Below are 14263 nucleotides of genomic sequence, written 5' to 3'. Positions count from 1 at the left end.
TGTTAGGTATGAAATTTAAAACTTTCTTAAAAAAGGAACTATCATAGTAACCATACAAATATCTTGTATCTCAAGACCTTTGGTTTTTGTTGCTGAAAATGGTTGTATTATTTAAGTTATTAACAATATACAATACTAAGTTAATGTAATTTATTTGGAGATGACAGGAAAATTTATTGTAACTTTATATTTTAAATAGAATAAAGTTCTTTTGTTAGTATTGTCCTTTTTGTAAAAAATATTCCTAATTTCTTCATCATTTCTGTGGGTAAGGTCATCTGCTTCTCTACCTCAAGTGGTTAACAAAGTTTCTTGTCACGAGGGACCAAATGGAAATCTGCTCGTTTTCACGCGAATTAATGTTACAAATTCTATACATTTCGTTACAAAATGGCATTCGCTTTCTCCATTATCCTTTACCTGCATTTTCATCAGCGTTCCTTGCGGTTTGCTTGCCATATAGGTGGAAATACAGGCTTACCCTGTTCCTTCTGTCATACAACAGTGGGTTAGGTGACTTCTCTATACCGGTGATTTGCGTACATCCAGAAATGAAAAATGTCACATTACCTTTTGGTCGGAGCTTATCAGCATCTTTAGCTCTTTAATCGTTACGATACTTATGAAGCTTCACTTACGTTCACCATACCACTAAGCCTAGCTCTCCAACCACATGATGCTTGTAGTTTATGCTCCTTTCACGATTGAGCATCTTCTTTTTCAAGAGGAGGTTCATTGTCCGCATCGCTTGGCACCAACCGGTTACCCGATTCGCACTGATGCATAGACTCAGATGGCAAAACATCTGGTTTAATAAGTTTTAGAACTCTTTTAGTTTCTTTCTGAAGGAATTCCTCTCCTTTTAAACAATATGACCGAAGACTTTCAGGTCGCACCATTTCAATAATTAGCTGGGTTCCAGCAGAATCAGTACAGAAAACATCAACAATACTTTGTTTTTTAGAGGCAATCTCAGCATCCATGATAGTGCTGAGAAATTCTATTTCTTCTATTTCATCTTTGCCAGCGAAGCCCAATATATCATTGAGAAAGTGAATGAGAATATCTTTATTTTTCTCAGTGCCAAATATTCTCTTGAACGCGAAATTGTTTTTTGGATCGAGAAATTTCGAAAAGGCCATAATTAAATACAATTAGGAGACGAATAATTATACACTATTTTTCGCAAATGTTCAACCTCTGATTACTCCTTATTCTTTGCCCTTCCTGCACGCTTACGTTCATTTGGATCAAGGAATTTCTTGCGTAAACGTATAGATTTTGGAGTTACTTCCACCAATTCATCATCATCTATATACGCTATCATATCCTCCAGTGTCATTATCTTTGGTGGAGTGAGCTTTATAGCTTCATCACTACCTGAAGCTCTTACGTTTGTTAATTGCTTACCCTTTAACACATTTATCTCCAAATCATTGTCACGGCTATGCTGGCCGACAACCATGCCACAATATACCTTATCCTGTGGCTTAATAAACATAATTCCCCTGTCTTGCAAATTGAAAATTGCATATGCCACAGCCTCACCCTTATCTGTAGAAATTAAAACTCCATTGCGCCTTCCAGAAATTGGACCTCTATGTGGAGCATAACTGTGAAATAAACGGTTAATTATGCCTGTGCCACGAGAATCAGTTAAAAACTCTCCTTGATAACCGATTAATCCTCTTGATGGCACTAAAAACGTTAATCTTGTCCTGCCATTACCAGAAGGTCTCATGTCAGTTACTTCACCTTTACGGAAGCTGAGTTTTTCCATGATGATTCCACTATATTCATCATCTACATCAATTACTACTTCCTCTATAGGTTCAAGTTTTTTACCGCCTTCTTCTTTAAATAACACGCGAGGGCGTGATACCGAAAGCTCAAAACCTTCTCTCCTCATATTTTCAATTAACACTCCAAGCTGTAACTCACCACGCCCACCTACTTCAAATGCTTCACCGCTTGGTGCCAAAGTCACAGTAATTGCAACATTTGTTTCTGCTTCCGCATATAAACGATCCTTTATAGCAGTTGAAGTAAGCTTTGTACCTTCTTGCCCAGCAAAAGGTGAATCATTAACGCTCAGAGTAATCGCCATTGTTGGCGGATCAACTGGAGTTGAGCTTACTGCAGTTGTAACTTCTGGTGCTGCTATAGTATCTGAAACCGAAGCTTCCTCAAGTCCTGCAATTGCAATTATGTCTCCCGCCACAGCTTGTTCTACTGGAATGCGTTTCAAGCCAGAAAATGAGAGCAACTTAGTTAATCTTCCTCGTTCAATTACTTTGCCATCGAGGTCAAGCACCTTAAGATCTGAATTGACTTTTGCAATGCCCTGATAAACCTTTCCTGTCAATATTCTGCCAAGAAACTTATCAGACTCAAGTAGAGTGACCAACATAGCAAAAGGTGCATTTTGATTATAAACAGAAGGTTTTATATAATCTATAACCGTTGAAAATAATGGGCTTAAATCTTTTCTTTCATCAGAAAGCTCCTTAGCACACCAGCCATTTCTACCTGAAGCATACAACACTGGAAAATCTAGCTGCTCGTTGGTTGCATCAAGGTTAAAAAATAACTCATATATTTCATTTAATACTTCATCAATTCTGCTATCTGGTCGGTCGACCTTATTGATTATCACAATTGGCTTCAAATTTGCTTTTAGTGCTTTTGAGAGCACAAATTTTGTTTGTGGCATGGGACCTTCTGCAGCGTCAACCAGCAGCAACACACCATCTGCCATGCACAATACCCTTTCCACTTCCCCACCAAAGTCCGCGTGCCCTGGCGTGTCAATAATATTGATCTTTTCATCGCCCCACATTATTGATGTACATTTTGCAAGTATTGTAATTCCGCGTTCACGCTCTTGATCACCACTATCCATCACTCGTTCTTGAACTTCTTGATTCTCGCGGAATGTGCCACTTTGTTTTAACATGTTATCAAGTAAAGTAGTTTTACCGTGGTCAACGTGTGCGATTATTGCTATATTTCGGATCGATTTAAATTCGTTCATTTTCTATCATTTCAAAATTAATTTAGTAATAAGTATACATAAAATACACTTGGAGTAAATAACTAAAGCTGTGTATAAATGCTGTGTTTCCAAGATATTATAGGATTACTTTGTTAAATATTCCCTACTCCCAGGTTTTGTTATGGGTAGTTGTTTTAATTCACTTGGAAGTTCTTCCTCGCTGTAGTTTTTGATGTTCAGTTCAATCAAAGATATGACAGGAAAAGGCAGTTTCGTTTCACTATTTCTCTTTATCAAAGAAGCTTCAGCAACAACTTTACCTCCTTCCCCTTCTGCACATTCCACTGCTTCAAGTGAAGATTTACCTGTGGTTATTACATCTTCAATGAGCAATATTTTCTCACCCTTTTTGATCTTAAATCCACGGCGTAATTCAAACTTACCATTAACGCGCTCGCAAAACATTGTCTTTATTCCAAGCTGCCTGCCAATCTCATAACCCACAATTATTCCACCAATTGCAGGAGATAATATTAAATCTATGGAGCTATTTAATTCTTTTTTTATTTTATCTGCTAATAATGCGCAAACTTTCATGGCTCTGCTTGGATTTTCAAAAATCTTCGCACACTGTATGTATGTGTCACTATGCAGCCCGGATGATAAAACAAAATGCCCATGCAAAATTGCTTCTGCTTCTTTAAATTCTTTTATTATTAGGTTATTTTCGTCTAATATCATTTTTTAAGTTTCACTATTACATTCTTTATTAATTATCTGAGTGATACAAACATCAGACCACACATTTATTGCAGTTTCAAACATATCGATGATTGTATAAATAGGCAAAATCAGTCCCATAATATGCAGAGGAACATTCATCGACATGAGATAACTGGTTGCCATAAAATAGCACCCCATCGGCACTCCAGCGTTACCAATTGCAGCCCCTGTAGCTAAAAAAATCCATATCAACATTTCGCTTAAGGAAAATACGTATCCGTTCATTTCTGCAACAAACATTACAGTGATTAGTATAAATGCAGCACATGCATTCATGTTAATTGTTGTGCATATTGGTAAAATAAAAGACGATAATTTCTTTGGCACCTTTAGCTTGTTCTGCACACATTCTATAGTTGTTGGCAATGTTGCACTGGATGATTTAGAAAAAAACGCAAGTGTGAGTGCTGGCATAACCCCTTTCAGCGTTTGAATTGGTGATATGCCTTTATACCACATAAATAGCGGTAAAATCAGAAATGCCTGCACAAAATTTGCAGACATTATGCAAACAAAATACCATAAAAGATTGTAGAACTCACTACCGCCTTTTAATTCATGCAAAAAACATGTAATAAAAGACCAAACAGCAAGCGGAATAAATTTTAATAACCCTTGAGCAATTTTAAGTAGCGTATCAAAAAGTGCAGAGAATACTTGATATAATATATCCTGCTTTTCTTTTGAAAGTGAAACAATAGCTCCACCCATCAAAAAAGCGATTAATATGCTACCAATCATATTATTTTCAAGAAAAACTTGCACAAAATTAGAAGGAATGAGTGATTTTAAATATGAAAAATAACTGTGGTTATTGCTGTTAATACTCCCTATTGTATTACTTATGAAATTTTTTCTTGCTGGATCTATTAACAAATAAAACGATAATGCAACAAACGCAGCTATAATAGTTGTAAGCAGAGTATAAAATAGTGTTTTCTTAACTAAGACTTTGATTTCAATTGAGTCTTTGAGCCCGGAAATTGTGGAAACTATGGATAAAAAAACCAGAGGTAAGCTTATTAATTTGAGCAAGCTGATAAAGATATCACTAAATAGCTTTGCTATTTCAAATATGATTTCATTGTTTAGGTAGTAAGCAACTATTGCAAGCAGTATAGAAAAAAGTATTGCAAACTTGTGCATTGAAAATAAAACTTCAAAGTAACATTATACAATAATTTTGCTGTTTTGGAATCAGATTGATAGACAAAATAACTTTACAGATTAGGGAAAGATAAGAGGATGTGTTTATTCGGAGACAGTGTAAGATTTCTTAATTTAAATTTAGGTGCACTTAGCCCATTCTGGTGATAACAAATTGGAATAGATAAGATATGATAACTAACTCTTCTGCGAGTATATAGTTTTGCCGGACACAACAGTACGTACTACGTGTCCTTTTACTTTGCGACCATCGAAAGGAGAATTCTTTGATTTACTAGCAAAGTTGTCAGTTTTAATTTCCCATTCATGATTGAGGTCAACTAAAATTAAGTCTGCAGCAAGGTTTTTTTGTATACGACCACGTGGTATGTGTATTATATCTGCAGGCTTATATGTCAATTTTGCAAGCACATCAAGTAGACCCATTTGCCCACTGTGATAGAGTTCAAGTGAAAGGGGCAGCATTGTTTCAAGACCAACAATACCAAATGCAGCATTTTCAAGTGGTAGATCTTTAGAACTACGATCATGCGGAGCGTGATCAGTTGCAATGCAATCAATCACACCTGTCTTTAAACCTTCAACCATAGCTAAACGATCTTCTTCAGTGCGAAGCGGCGGATTCATTTTTGCAATTGCTCCATGTTGTTTTACTATATCTTCAGTCAAAGTGAAGTGATGAGGGGTTACTTCGCACGTAACATTTAATCCCAAATCTTTTGCACGTTTAATAGCATCAAGTGAATCTTTTGAAGAGACATGTAGAATATGGTAGTGCACATTTTCCATATCCTTCATTAGCAGTATATCACGATTTACCATAACCGATTCTGACGCACTCAAGATCCCCTTTACTCCCAATTCTTCAGAAATTTTACCTTCGTTGATTGCGCCACCAGCAGATAAATTTAAATCTTCTGCATGTTGAGCAATAGGAACATTCAGCATACTTGAATAAAGCAGCGCCTGTCTCATAATCATTGGGTTCATAACTGGCATGCCATCATCGGTGAACCCAACCGCACCTGCTTCCTTTAAAAGTGCCATTTCAGTCAGGTGTTCTTCCGAAGTGGTGATTTTAGCGTAAAATTCAACGTTTACATGTGAAGTTTCAAGTGCTCTATATTTCAAATATTTAGCCAAAATAACGCTATCAATTGCTGGAACAGTGTTTGGCTGACAAACTACAGTTGTAACTCCCCCCGCAGCTGCAGATTTGCTGCCTGTATATATAGTTTCTTTATGTTCCTGGCCTGGTTCACGAAAATGTACGTGAATGTCAATAAGGCCTGGCATTAGAACAAGCCCTTTACAGTCTATTGTTTCATCAACTCCACTTGTTGAAAATAATGATTCACCAAAGTCAACAATTTTATCCCCTTCAGTCAATAATGAACCTTTTATATCAAGTTTAGTTTCCGGGTCGATAATACGAGCATTAGTATACGCAATTTTATAGCCTTCCTTTTGCCCTGTTTGCAACAAATCCCAAGTTTGAGTCATTATATTTGAGTATCGATTATAAAATAAATCTAAAGTTTTTTTAATAAAACACAACCAAATTAAAACACAGACTAAGAGCTGTCTTGAATTAAAGTGCTTTCATTATCCTAAAGATTTGGTTCTTATAACCTAGTTAGCTCAGTTTTAACGTTAATGTGTGAAGCTCTGAGTTCTGTTGAAGGATTTTCCAGCTGAATATCTAGCTCATTCTGTATGTTCGATAAACAAATTAAAGCTGAATCAAAAATTTCATCACACTGCTTTGCTTCATGTATATCATCAATTATTTCCTCGAATTCTTCCACATCATCCATTTCTTGCGGCGCACTTTTTAATATCGCTTTTATTTGGTTTAAGTTTTGACGAATTTTCTCCTGATATCCAACAATTCTCTCTTGATATATATCAATCATTTTTTGACATGCGTTGCCTCTAAATGGATGTTCTTTTTTCTCTTTTATGTAAGAATTTTGAAAGTCTTTACAGTTAAGGATTGCTTCTCTATGTTTTTTTATGTCATTAATTGCGCTGATTATCGACTTATCTATTTTCTTTAAATTTTCTTCCCGTTCTTCTCTTTTAATTATACTTTTGGATTCATTTTTTATCTGGTTCATTTTGTCATACAGGTTTCTGCATCCTTTGTAAGATGCCATTGGTTGTAACATTCCTTCTTTTACACCTTTATTGTAAAAATTCTTCAACTCATCACTTGATAGTATTGTTATAGCATCTTCCCTTTTACCTTGTGATTTAGGATACTTTTTATTCAATAAACTAACATGATTTAACAAGAAATCTCTAACTAGCCCTTCTTTTTTTACTTCGGATAATCTTTCTAGTGTTTCTATATATTTCAGAGTTTCCGCAAAGAGCTGTCCACCAGAGGGAGCAAATCCTTGAAGTGATTTACTCTGTGCTTTACAAAAATCGGTTTGTAAAAAATCTTCAGCTTGTTTTTTTATTACTGAAAGTTCATTAAAGGCTTTTTCTGGATTGATTTTTCTCAAAATACTAATAGCTTTTCTAATCGCTTTTTCTCTCTTTTTATTATCTTGCTTTTCATTTAATATGAGATGTTCAGTTTTGGTAAAAGCATTACCTTGATCACTCTTTGCAATGTTACAAACGATGTTTTTTACAACTTCTTCGGTTGCTGCATAATCTATTTCTTTTACAAAGCAGTCAACAAATGATTGCCAAACTTTTTTATTAACAAGTTTACTTGTCTTATTTTCAAAATCTTCTATATCTTTGAATCCTAAAATAGTATAGAGATTTTTTTCGATTATTGGTTCGGCATGTTGTTTTGCCACTTTACCTTTTATATTGAATGGAAATTTACTAATCTTAGTTGTACCCACAATGTTACCTCAATATTAACGCTATCTATAAAAGTATAAAGATTTAATATTTAATTTTTAATTAATACTAGCACAGCTAACTACGGGAGCATTATGCTAGCATCAATTAACACTTTAACTTCTAACTTGTCATCAGTAATATTGTTTATATAAAAACTATAATTTTTTATGCCTGAACTTGGGAATATATTGCTATTGCTAGCCTGCTTATTGTCTTTGACATATTTGTTTTTACCGCTTAGTTCTTGTCGGTTTATTACCACTGCCATATTTTTTTGTGTATCAGCGTCAATGGCTATTTTGATCTACTGCCACATTACAAATGATTTTTCACTTGAAAACGTATACTACCACTCACACACAACAAAACCTTTGATCTACAAGATTTGTGGTGTTTGGGGAAACAAAGAAGGGTCCATGTTGCTTTGGACCTTAGTGCTTGTCATGTATTTATTACTAATGGATATTTATATACCTTCTGTCATCCCAGTTTCCCCCTCTGTCATCCCAGTCTCTTCTTCTGTCATCCCAGTCTCTTCTTCTGTCATCCCAGTGCCCAGACACTGGGATCCAGACAATTTAATTGCAAATGAGTACATCAAATGGCAGTGTAATAAAAACTGGATTCCAGTGTCAAGCACTGGAATGACACCAGAACGAACTAATGGTAGTAAATTAAAAAAAATATCTCTTATCACTCATGGGCTGATTTGCTTTTGTTTTTTGCTGTTCACTTTAATTGAATCCAGCCCCTTCACTAAAATGCCAGGCATTGAAACAGATGGATTGGGTTTTAATCCGATATTGCAGGATATAGGCCTTGCTATTCATCCACCGATATTATATTTGGGGTACCTTGGATTTAGCGTTCCTTTTTCGCTCTCTATAGCTGGATTAATTTTAAATACTGAAGGAAATGTTTGGGCTAAAATTGTCAGGCCTTGGGTACTTATTTCTTGGTCGCTGCTCACTTTGGGCATCAGCTTGGGTAGCTGGTGGGCATATCGCGAACTTGGGTGGGGTGGATTTTGGTTTTGGGATCCAGTGGAAAACGTTTCTTTGATGCCGTGGCTAATTGCAGTAGCGCTGACACATTTGTTGCTCGTGGTACGGAATTTCAATGTTTTAAGGAACTTTGCTATTTTACTTACGCTTACAACTTTTATATTGAGTGTGACTGGAACATTTCTAGTCCGCTCAGGAATACTTACCTCAGTGCACACGTTTGCAGATGACCCAAGATATGGACTATATATATTAGCTCTACTTGGTGTAATTACAGTCAGTAGCTTAGTAATATTTGTAGTATTTACGAGAAAAAATCACACGCCTGCGATGTCATTCCAATGCTTGACACTGGAATCCAGAAAGAAACTTGCTACTCAAGTGACAGAGGGTAGAAGATTCTTTTCACGCTTTACGATGATACTGATGAACAATTTATTATTCATCACTGCCTTTTTCATCGTGTTCGTTGGCACTTTATACCCTACAGTGCTTGAGTATTTAACCGGTGAATTAATTTCAGTTGGAGCACCATATTACAATTCTTTATTTAACTCTATTGCACTAGCTATTCTAGTGCTCACCATGATCGGGCAATACTGCAGTTGGCAGGGAAATAGTCTATTGCCAATATTCCGTGAATATAGATTTTCATTCTGCAGTGCTGCAGCTATTTTGCCGTTTATCTTTCACATGGAGCTAATAATTGTGCTATCAATTACTATCTCCATAGCATTATTAATCTTTGTTTTAGAAGCATACAGTAAAAGAATTCGTTTATTTAAGGTAGCATTTGGTGAATCAATTTTATTAGCAAGAAGAGTTTCTAAGTCCTACTATGCAATGATGCTTGCTCATGCTGGAGTGGCAATTCTAGTGCTTGGTATAGCTTATTCAGTTGGTTGGCAGGAGAAAAAAGAAAATTACTTAAAAATAGGGGATAGCATAACAGTCAATAAATTTAAAGTTACTTTACGCAATATTGAGCTAATAAAAGAAAAAAATTTCCATGCAGTGAGGGGTACAATGGATATCAGGAATTTGCTGAATAATAAGATATTAGGTGAAGTAACTCCTGAATATAGATTTTACCTTGCGGAAGGTCAGAAAAATGTTGAAAGCAGTATCTACCACAATTTGCTTTCTGATATTTATGTTGTAATTGGAGAGATTGATAAGAGTAAGAGCAAAATCGCAGCCAAAGTGCACTATAAACCTGGAATGTCTATAATCTGGCTTGGATCCTTTCTTATCGCTTTTGGTTCGCTCCTTGCTGCTTTTCCTTTTAGTGGACGAGCAAGGATTGTCTAGCTGTCGTGGATTTTATTAACAACGCTCCTAGGTCCAGAGTGCAACGTATGAGAAATTACCGAGCTATAGATACTGATTTGCAAAGGTTAGAACCAAAGAAAGTTATATTTTTTTATTGACAGACCTATATATTACGATATTCACTAAGGGATTAGTGAGTAATGGTTATACAATATGAATGGTGGGGTATCAGGCAAGGAAAAAGTTATACGCACTCCTTTCGATTTTAAGGAGCCTTACAGCGATTGGCGTCAAATTTTTAAACGTCCTAATCAACAGTATAACCCTTCCAACTATGATTCGTCGAGCGAAATAAATGAACACGATATAGAAACTCAAAAGATTGAAGAAGGTGATGGCCATGATTCAGGTATTAGTTCCGATGATGAGGATGACCGGACAACTTATACAGCAGTACAATTAACTAATGATTCTCTTGATAGCCAAAGATATACAGGAATATGCATTCCAACACCAACTGATGGTTGGGTAGGTGAAAATAATCATCAGACTGGTTTATCAGGTGATTTGCCAGACGTGAGTAATAATCCACAAATTTTTGAAAGTACTGATTCAGTACAGCTAGATAATATTGTTTTTAGCAATCTAATTCAGCTTTCCTTGATTAGTCAAGAGCATAATTCTACCTTCAATGATCATGTAATTTGTGATTCAGGTCACAATTCTGACGATGAGGATCAGATTCCAGAGGACTTTCCTTCAAGGAAACGAGTACGATCGATTGAAATTGATCAGTTTGAACCGTTGTACAAGAAGAGGAAAATAGAAGCACAAAATAATCAAAAATATACAGAAAATGTATGTAATCCAACAAATGGTGGTTTGTTAGGTGAAAGTGATAATCCACAAACTTTTGAAAGCGATCCTTTACAGCATGGTAGTAATGGTTTAGGTTATAACTTCAATGGTTATAGTCAAGCAACTTATAGTAAATTAAGTGCTTCAGATCAAGAAGAGGGTCAAGGCTATTCTTTAGGTGGTTCTTGTGAAAATAAAGAAAATTTGACAAAGGGCGCTGGTGGTAGTAATCAGACTTTTGAAGGTGAGAGGTTGTCCGGAAACTAGTAAATTCAAGCATATTCCCTCTTTAACATAACCCTACTCATAGCTAGGTATATGAAATTCTCAGTGGATGTTGTGAGTAAATCATACTCCTTCGATAGCCTTCTATTCCTATTAACCCAAGCAAAAGTCCTTTCTACAACCCATCTTCTTGGCTGTACTTTAAACCCTTGTTCTCTTGTTGGTAGTAGCTCAGGTGGCGTATCTTTGTGCACCCAAAATCTACATGGAGGCCTTTTAACAATTTCAATATCTATGTCATATTCTTCCTTTATGTGATTCTTTAAATTTCTTCCTTGGTATCCCATGTCAGCCCACATTTTTTTAACTTTAGTATATTTTGTTCTCATATTGTTTAATGCTATTTTAATACCATCTCTATCATTTTCGTTAGCAGCGCCTACGTAACAACCTAGTATAAAACCCTGAGTGTCTGTAATTATATGCCTTTTTCTACCCTTTACTTTTTTACTTCCATCATAGCCTTTGATCCCCCCTTTTCTGTAGTCTTTACAGATTGACTATCTACTATACAGGCACTCGGCTGCTCATTCCTTCCTATTTTTCTTCTACTATATTTTGTAATTTCATAATTCATTTTCTCAAAAATTCCCTGCTTCTTCCATTGCCTGAACTGCTCATACACAGTCTTCCATAGCGGAAAATCATTTGGTAAATACCGCCATTGACACCCTGTACGCAATACATAGAAAATTGCTTCTAATATTTCTTTTTTGCTATACTTTGGCGGCCTTCCTCCTTTCTTGTATGATACTCTGAAGTGTTTTTCTATTCTTGCCCATTCCCTTTCGCTTAGAACCTGTCTTGAAAGGGAATAAAGAAAAGAGTATGATGAGGTAAGCAAAAAATAGGAGGGTAAATTGTATCCAAGTGATATAAGTGACAAGGAATGGGAAATTTTAGAGCCCTATGTTGCACAAGGAGCGATAGGACGACCAAGAAAACATAACATCAGAACAATTATTAATGCAATAAGGTATATAATGAGGGGTGGTTGCCAGTGGAGAATGCTACCAAAGGATTTTCCCCCATGGAAAACGGTGTATGACTATTTTATCAGGTGGCGTAATAATGGAAAATTGAAAAAAATACATGACATGCTAGTAAAAGAGGTAAGAAAAATGGTTGGTAAAAATGAAACACCTTCAGTAGGTATAATTGACAGTCAATCAGTGAAAACGACTCAAAAAGGGGATCAAGAGGATATGATGCCGGTAAAAAAATAAAGGGTAGAAAACGCCATATTATTGTAGATACACTAGGTCTTGTAATTACTGCAGAGGTACACAGCGCAAGCATTCAGGATCGTGATGGTGCTACCAATCTTTTTATTCAAGCTAAATGCAAAGCTCCAACATTACGTAAGTTTTTTGCTGATCAAGGATACAAAGGTAAATTACAAAATCGATGTTTGTTGGAAACTGGATGTTTGCTAACGATTACCAAGAAATTGGTTGATACAGGATTTCAGGTTATTCCTAAACGTTGGATTGTAGAACGAACCTTTGCTTGGCTTTCCAATTTTAGACGCATGAGCAAGGATTACGAGCATTCTCCTCTTACTTCAAAAAACAATATCTTATTTAATATGATTACTTCTATGCTTACTAAATTAGCTGCTTAACTCCTTTCAAGACAGGTTCTTAGATCTGTTGGATACTTTTTTCTCATCTTTACCCCGTACTAAAATTTCAGATATTATAGCCTTTTACTTGTTTCCGGACAACCTCTGAACAGAAAAGCTCAGAATTTCCGAAAGTTGACAATTGGTCAGATAGTGATGGGAACTCAGAAGATAGTTCGGACTCAAAAAAGGGTTCGTACTATAGTTCAGGTAATCTTGATTCAATGGAGTTAACAGATGATTTGGATTCAGAAAATGATCGGGACCTAGAAGATGATAATCCTTTTCTAAAAGACTCACTTTTTATGAAACTAAAAATGTCGTTAACTCAAAGTAAACAGGATCTGATTGATAAATGCTGTGGGGAGGTGAGAGGTATAACAGAACAAAATGAACAAAAAGATATAAAAAATACTCCAGAAAGTATTAAGTGCATAGTAGCTAAATACTTAGAAAAAGAAGTAATGTTAAATTTAAAATGTAGTTGTTGTAACAAAACTGTAACAAATACAGTATTTGAAGAAATAAAAGATCTTACTAGTGGTAGTCATATAAGTAACAGAAGTAACACTTTTGTATTTGATAACTTTCCCTATCAAAGTAAAGATAAAAACTGTAACAAAGAAAGTAAAGGTCAAAACTGTAACAAAAAAAATGAAGTGTCCGAAGAGGACATTATCAAAAGCATTGTTAGTAATTTATTGTTAGAAGGTGGGAAAGTAAAACGCCATAATTTTTTCGATGGGAATGAGTTTGAGCAGATAGTTACTTGTAATGGATTTGATGATGGTCTTTCTGAGAAATGTAAGGAAATTGAAAGCAAGCTAAAAGGTTTAGCATATGAAAGTATTGTAAACAAAAGCAAGCAGACTCAAAATGTATTAGGAGTAGACAAGGATAATAGATATTTTTGTATAGAGTACTCGCAAGATAGTATTGTTGAAGTTGCAGAAATCCTAAACAATGAAAAAGCCAAAGACTTAAATTTAAGAGTTGGCATACTCAAAATTGGAGAAAGTATAGTAAGAGTTGAAAATGTAGAAGAAATAGGGGGAAAAAGAAATTACATGGATGTCTCAAAAGGTGGTATTGAAATGTCTTTTACTACTGAGGTAGGAGAGATAAGTATTTATCTAAGTCCTAGTGAGAAAGGCAGCAATAAAATAAAAGTGGAGATTGATGGGGAAAACAGAGCAAGGCTTAATGAGTTAAAAAATAGGGGAAAAAGTTTAGGGGAAAACTGTCTTTTAGGAGGAAAAAGTGTTGAGGAAGCTATAGAGCATGAAAGTTTTGAAAGATATGGCAGTGTACCTAACACTGCTATGAAGGAACCTAGCTTAGGTTGCGTTGCTAACATAGCAAGGGGGGGATAAGCTTGCAGAGATAAAATGATGGGCCAAATTGGCA

Annotated in this window: 11 protein-coding genes and 1 pseudogene; 4 read left to right on the top strand and 8 right to left on the bottom strand. The window is 35.6% G+C overall.

Annotation, left to right across the window (positions count from 1 at the left end):
* Window positions 1-896 precede the first annotated feature (896 nt).
* From ACICPZ_RS06185 to ACICPZ_RS06155, 7 genes and pseudogenes are all read right to left on the bottom strand, one after another.
* Window positions 897-1142, bottom strand: a pseudogene (locus ACICPZ_RS06185) (PD-(D/E)XK nuclease family transposase); the annotation flags it as partial.
* Window positions 1143-1204: 62 nt separating this feature from the next.
* Complete coding sequence (typA, locus tag ACICPZ_RS06180; protein WP_010962447.1) at window positions 1205-3034, bottom strand: translational GTPase TypA; 1830 nt, start codon at window positions 3032-3034, stop codon at window positions 1205-1207.
* A gap of 105 nt (window positions 3035-3139) precedes the next feature.
* On the bottom strand, window positions 3140-3736 hold the full coding sequence (gene pyrE / locus ACICPZ_RS06175; protein ID WP_006279657.1) for an orotate phosphoribosyltransferase: 597 nt from the start codon (window positions 3734-3736) through the stop codon (window positions 3140-3142).
* Window positions 3737-3739: 3 nt separating this feature from the next.
* A complete protein-coding gene (locus ACICPZ_RS06170; protein WP_010082165.1) occupies window positions 3740-4924 on the bottom strand; it encodes a dicarboxylate/amino acid:cation symporter in 1185 nt (394 codons plus the stop codon).
* A 198-nt stretch (window positions 4925-5122) separates the two neighbouring features.
* Entirely contained in the window at window positions 5123-6448 is a 1326-nt protein-coding gene (locus ACICPZ_RS06165; protein WP_022626228.1) for a dihydroorotase, read from the bottom strand.
* Window positions 6449-6570: 122 nt separating this feature from the next.
* Window positions 6571-7812 carry a hypothetical protein gene (locus tag ACICPZ_RS06160; protein ID WP_264373852.1) on the bottom strand — a complete coding sequence of 414 codons (1242 nt, stop codon included), beginning with the start codon at window positions 7810-7812 and terminating at the stop codon, window positions 6571-6573.
* Between the two features lie 80 nt (window positions 7813-7892).
* On the bottom strand, window positions 7893-8081 hold the full coding sequence (locus ACICPZ_RS06155; protein ID WP_022626229.1) for a hypothetical protein: 189 nt from the start codon (window positions 8079-8081) through the stop codon (window positions 7893-7895).
* Between the two features lie 22 nt (window positions 8082-8103).
* Here ACICPZ_RS06155 and ACICPZ_RS06150 point away from each other — a divergent pair, with 22 nt between their 5' ends.
* Together ACICPZ_RS06150 and ACICPZ_RS06145 are read left to right on the top strand one after the other, a co-directional pair.
* Window positions 8104-10128, top strand: coding sequence for a heme lyase CcmF/NrfE family subunit (locus ACICPZ_RS06150; protein WP_341810845.1), 2025 nt, complete (start codon window positions 8104-8106; stop codon window positions 10126-10128).
* Window positions 10129-10302: 174 nt separating this feature from the next.
* Window positions 10303-11214 carry a hypothetical protein gene (locus ACICPZ_RS06145; RefSeq protein WP_264373850.1) on the top strand — a complete coding sequence of 304 codons (912 nt, stop codon included), beginning with the start codon at window positions 10303-10305 and terminating at the stop codon, window positions 11212-11214.
* 5 nt (window positions 11215-11219) lie between these two features.
* Here the strand turns inward: ACICPZ_RS06145 and ACICPZ_RS06140 are convergent.
* Window positions 11220-12076 (bottom strand): IS5-like element ISWpi1 family transposase gene (locus tag ACICPZ_RS06140; RefSeq protein WP_264706329.1). Its coding sequence is split into 2 segments (ribosomal slippage): window positions 11220-11683 and window positions 11683-12076, totalling 858 coding nucleotides; the frame shifts between segments, so codons are not numbered across the junction.
* A gap of 16 nt (window positions 12077-12092) precedes the next feature.
* Here ACICPZ_RS06140 and ACICPZ_RS06135 point away from each other — a divergent pair.
* Both ACICPZ_RS06135 and ACICPZ_RS06130 read left to right on the top strand, forming a co-directional pair.
* A protein-coding gene (locus ACICPZ_RS06135; RefSeq protein WP_156518237.1) for an IS5 family transposase occupies window positions 12093-12856 on the top strand; the annotation gives its coding sequence in 2 pieces (ribosomal slippage) (window positions 12093-12447 and window positions 12447-12856; 765 coding nt in all).
* A gap of 224 nt (window positions 12857-13080) precedes the next feature.
* Window positions 13081-14229, top strand: coding sequence for a hypothetical protein (locus ACICPZ_RS06130; protein ID WP_395462159.1), 1149 nt, complete (start codon window positions 13081-13083; stop codon window positions 14227-14229).
* Window positions 14230-14263: the final 34 nt, after the last annotated feature.

This window comes from Wolbachia endosymbiont (group A) of Melitta haemorrhoidalis (assembly GCF_964273365.1).
In the GTDB taxonomy this organism is placed as follows: domain Bacteria; phylum Pseudomonadota; class Alphaproteobacteria; order Rickettsiales; family Anaplasmataceae; genus Wolbachia; species Wolbachia pipientis.
The sequence above is the reverse complement of the archived record's forward strand: the minus strand, read 5'-3'. Positions and strand labels throughout refer to the sequence as shown.

What these genes read in the sequence shown, in the direction of transcription:
- typA (WP_010962447.1), bottom strand. Translation starts at nt 3,034, where the DNA reads ATGAACGAATTTAAATCGATCCGAAATATAGCAATAATCGCACACGTT.
- pyrE (WP_006279657.1), bottom strand. Translation starts at nt 3,736, where the DNA reads ATGATATTAGACGAAAATAACCTAATAATAAAAGAATTTAAAGAAGCA.
- ACICPZ_RS06170 (WP_010082165.1), bottom strand. Translation starts at nt 4,924, where the DNA reads ATGCACAAGTTTGCAATACTTTTTTCTATACTGCTTGCAATAGTTGCT.
- ACICPZ_RS06165 (WP_022626228.1), bottom strand. Translation starts at nt 6,448, where the DNA reads ATGACTCAAACTTGGGATTTGTTGCAAACAGGGCAAAAGGAAGGCTAT.
- ACICPZ_RS06155 (WP_022626229.1), bottom strand. Translation starts at nt 8,081, where the DNA reads ATGGCAGTGGTAATAAACCGACAAGAACTAAGCGGTAAAAACAAATAT.
- ACICPZ_RS06150 (WP_341810845.1), top strand. Translation starts at nt 8,104, where the DNA reads ATGGCTATTTTGATCTACTGCCACATTACAAATGATTTTTCACTTGAA.
- ACICPZ_RS06145 (WP_264373850.1), top strand. Translation starts at nt 10,303, where the DNA reads ATGAATGGTGGGGTATCAGGCAAGGAAAAAGTTATACGCACTCCTTTC.
- ACICPZ_RS06130 (WP_395462159.1), top strand. Translation starts at nt 13,081, where the DNA reads ATGGAGTTAACAGATGATTTGGATTCAGAAAATGATCGGGACCTAGAA.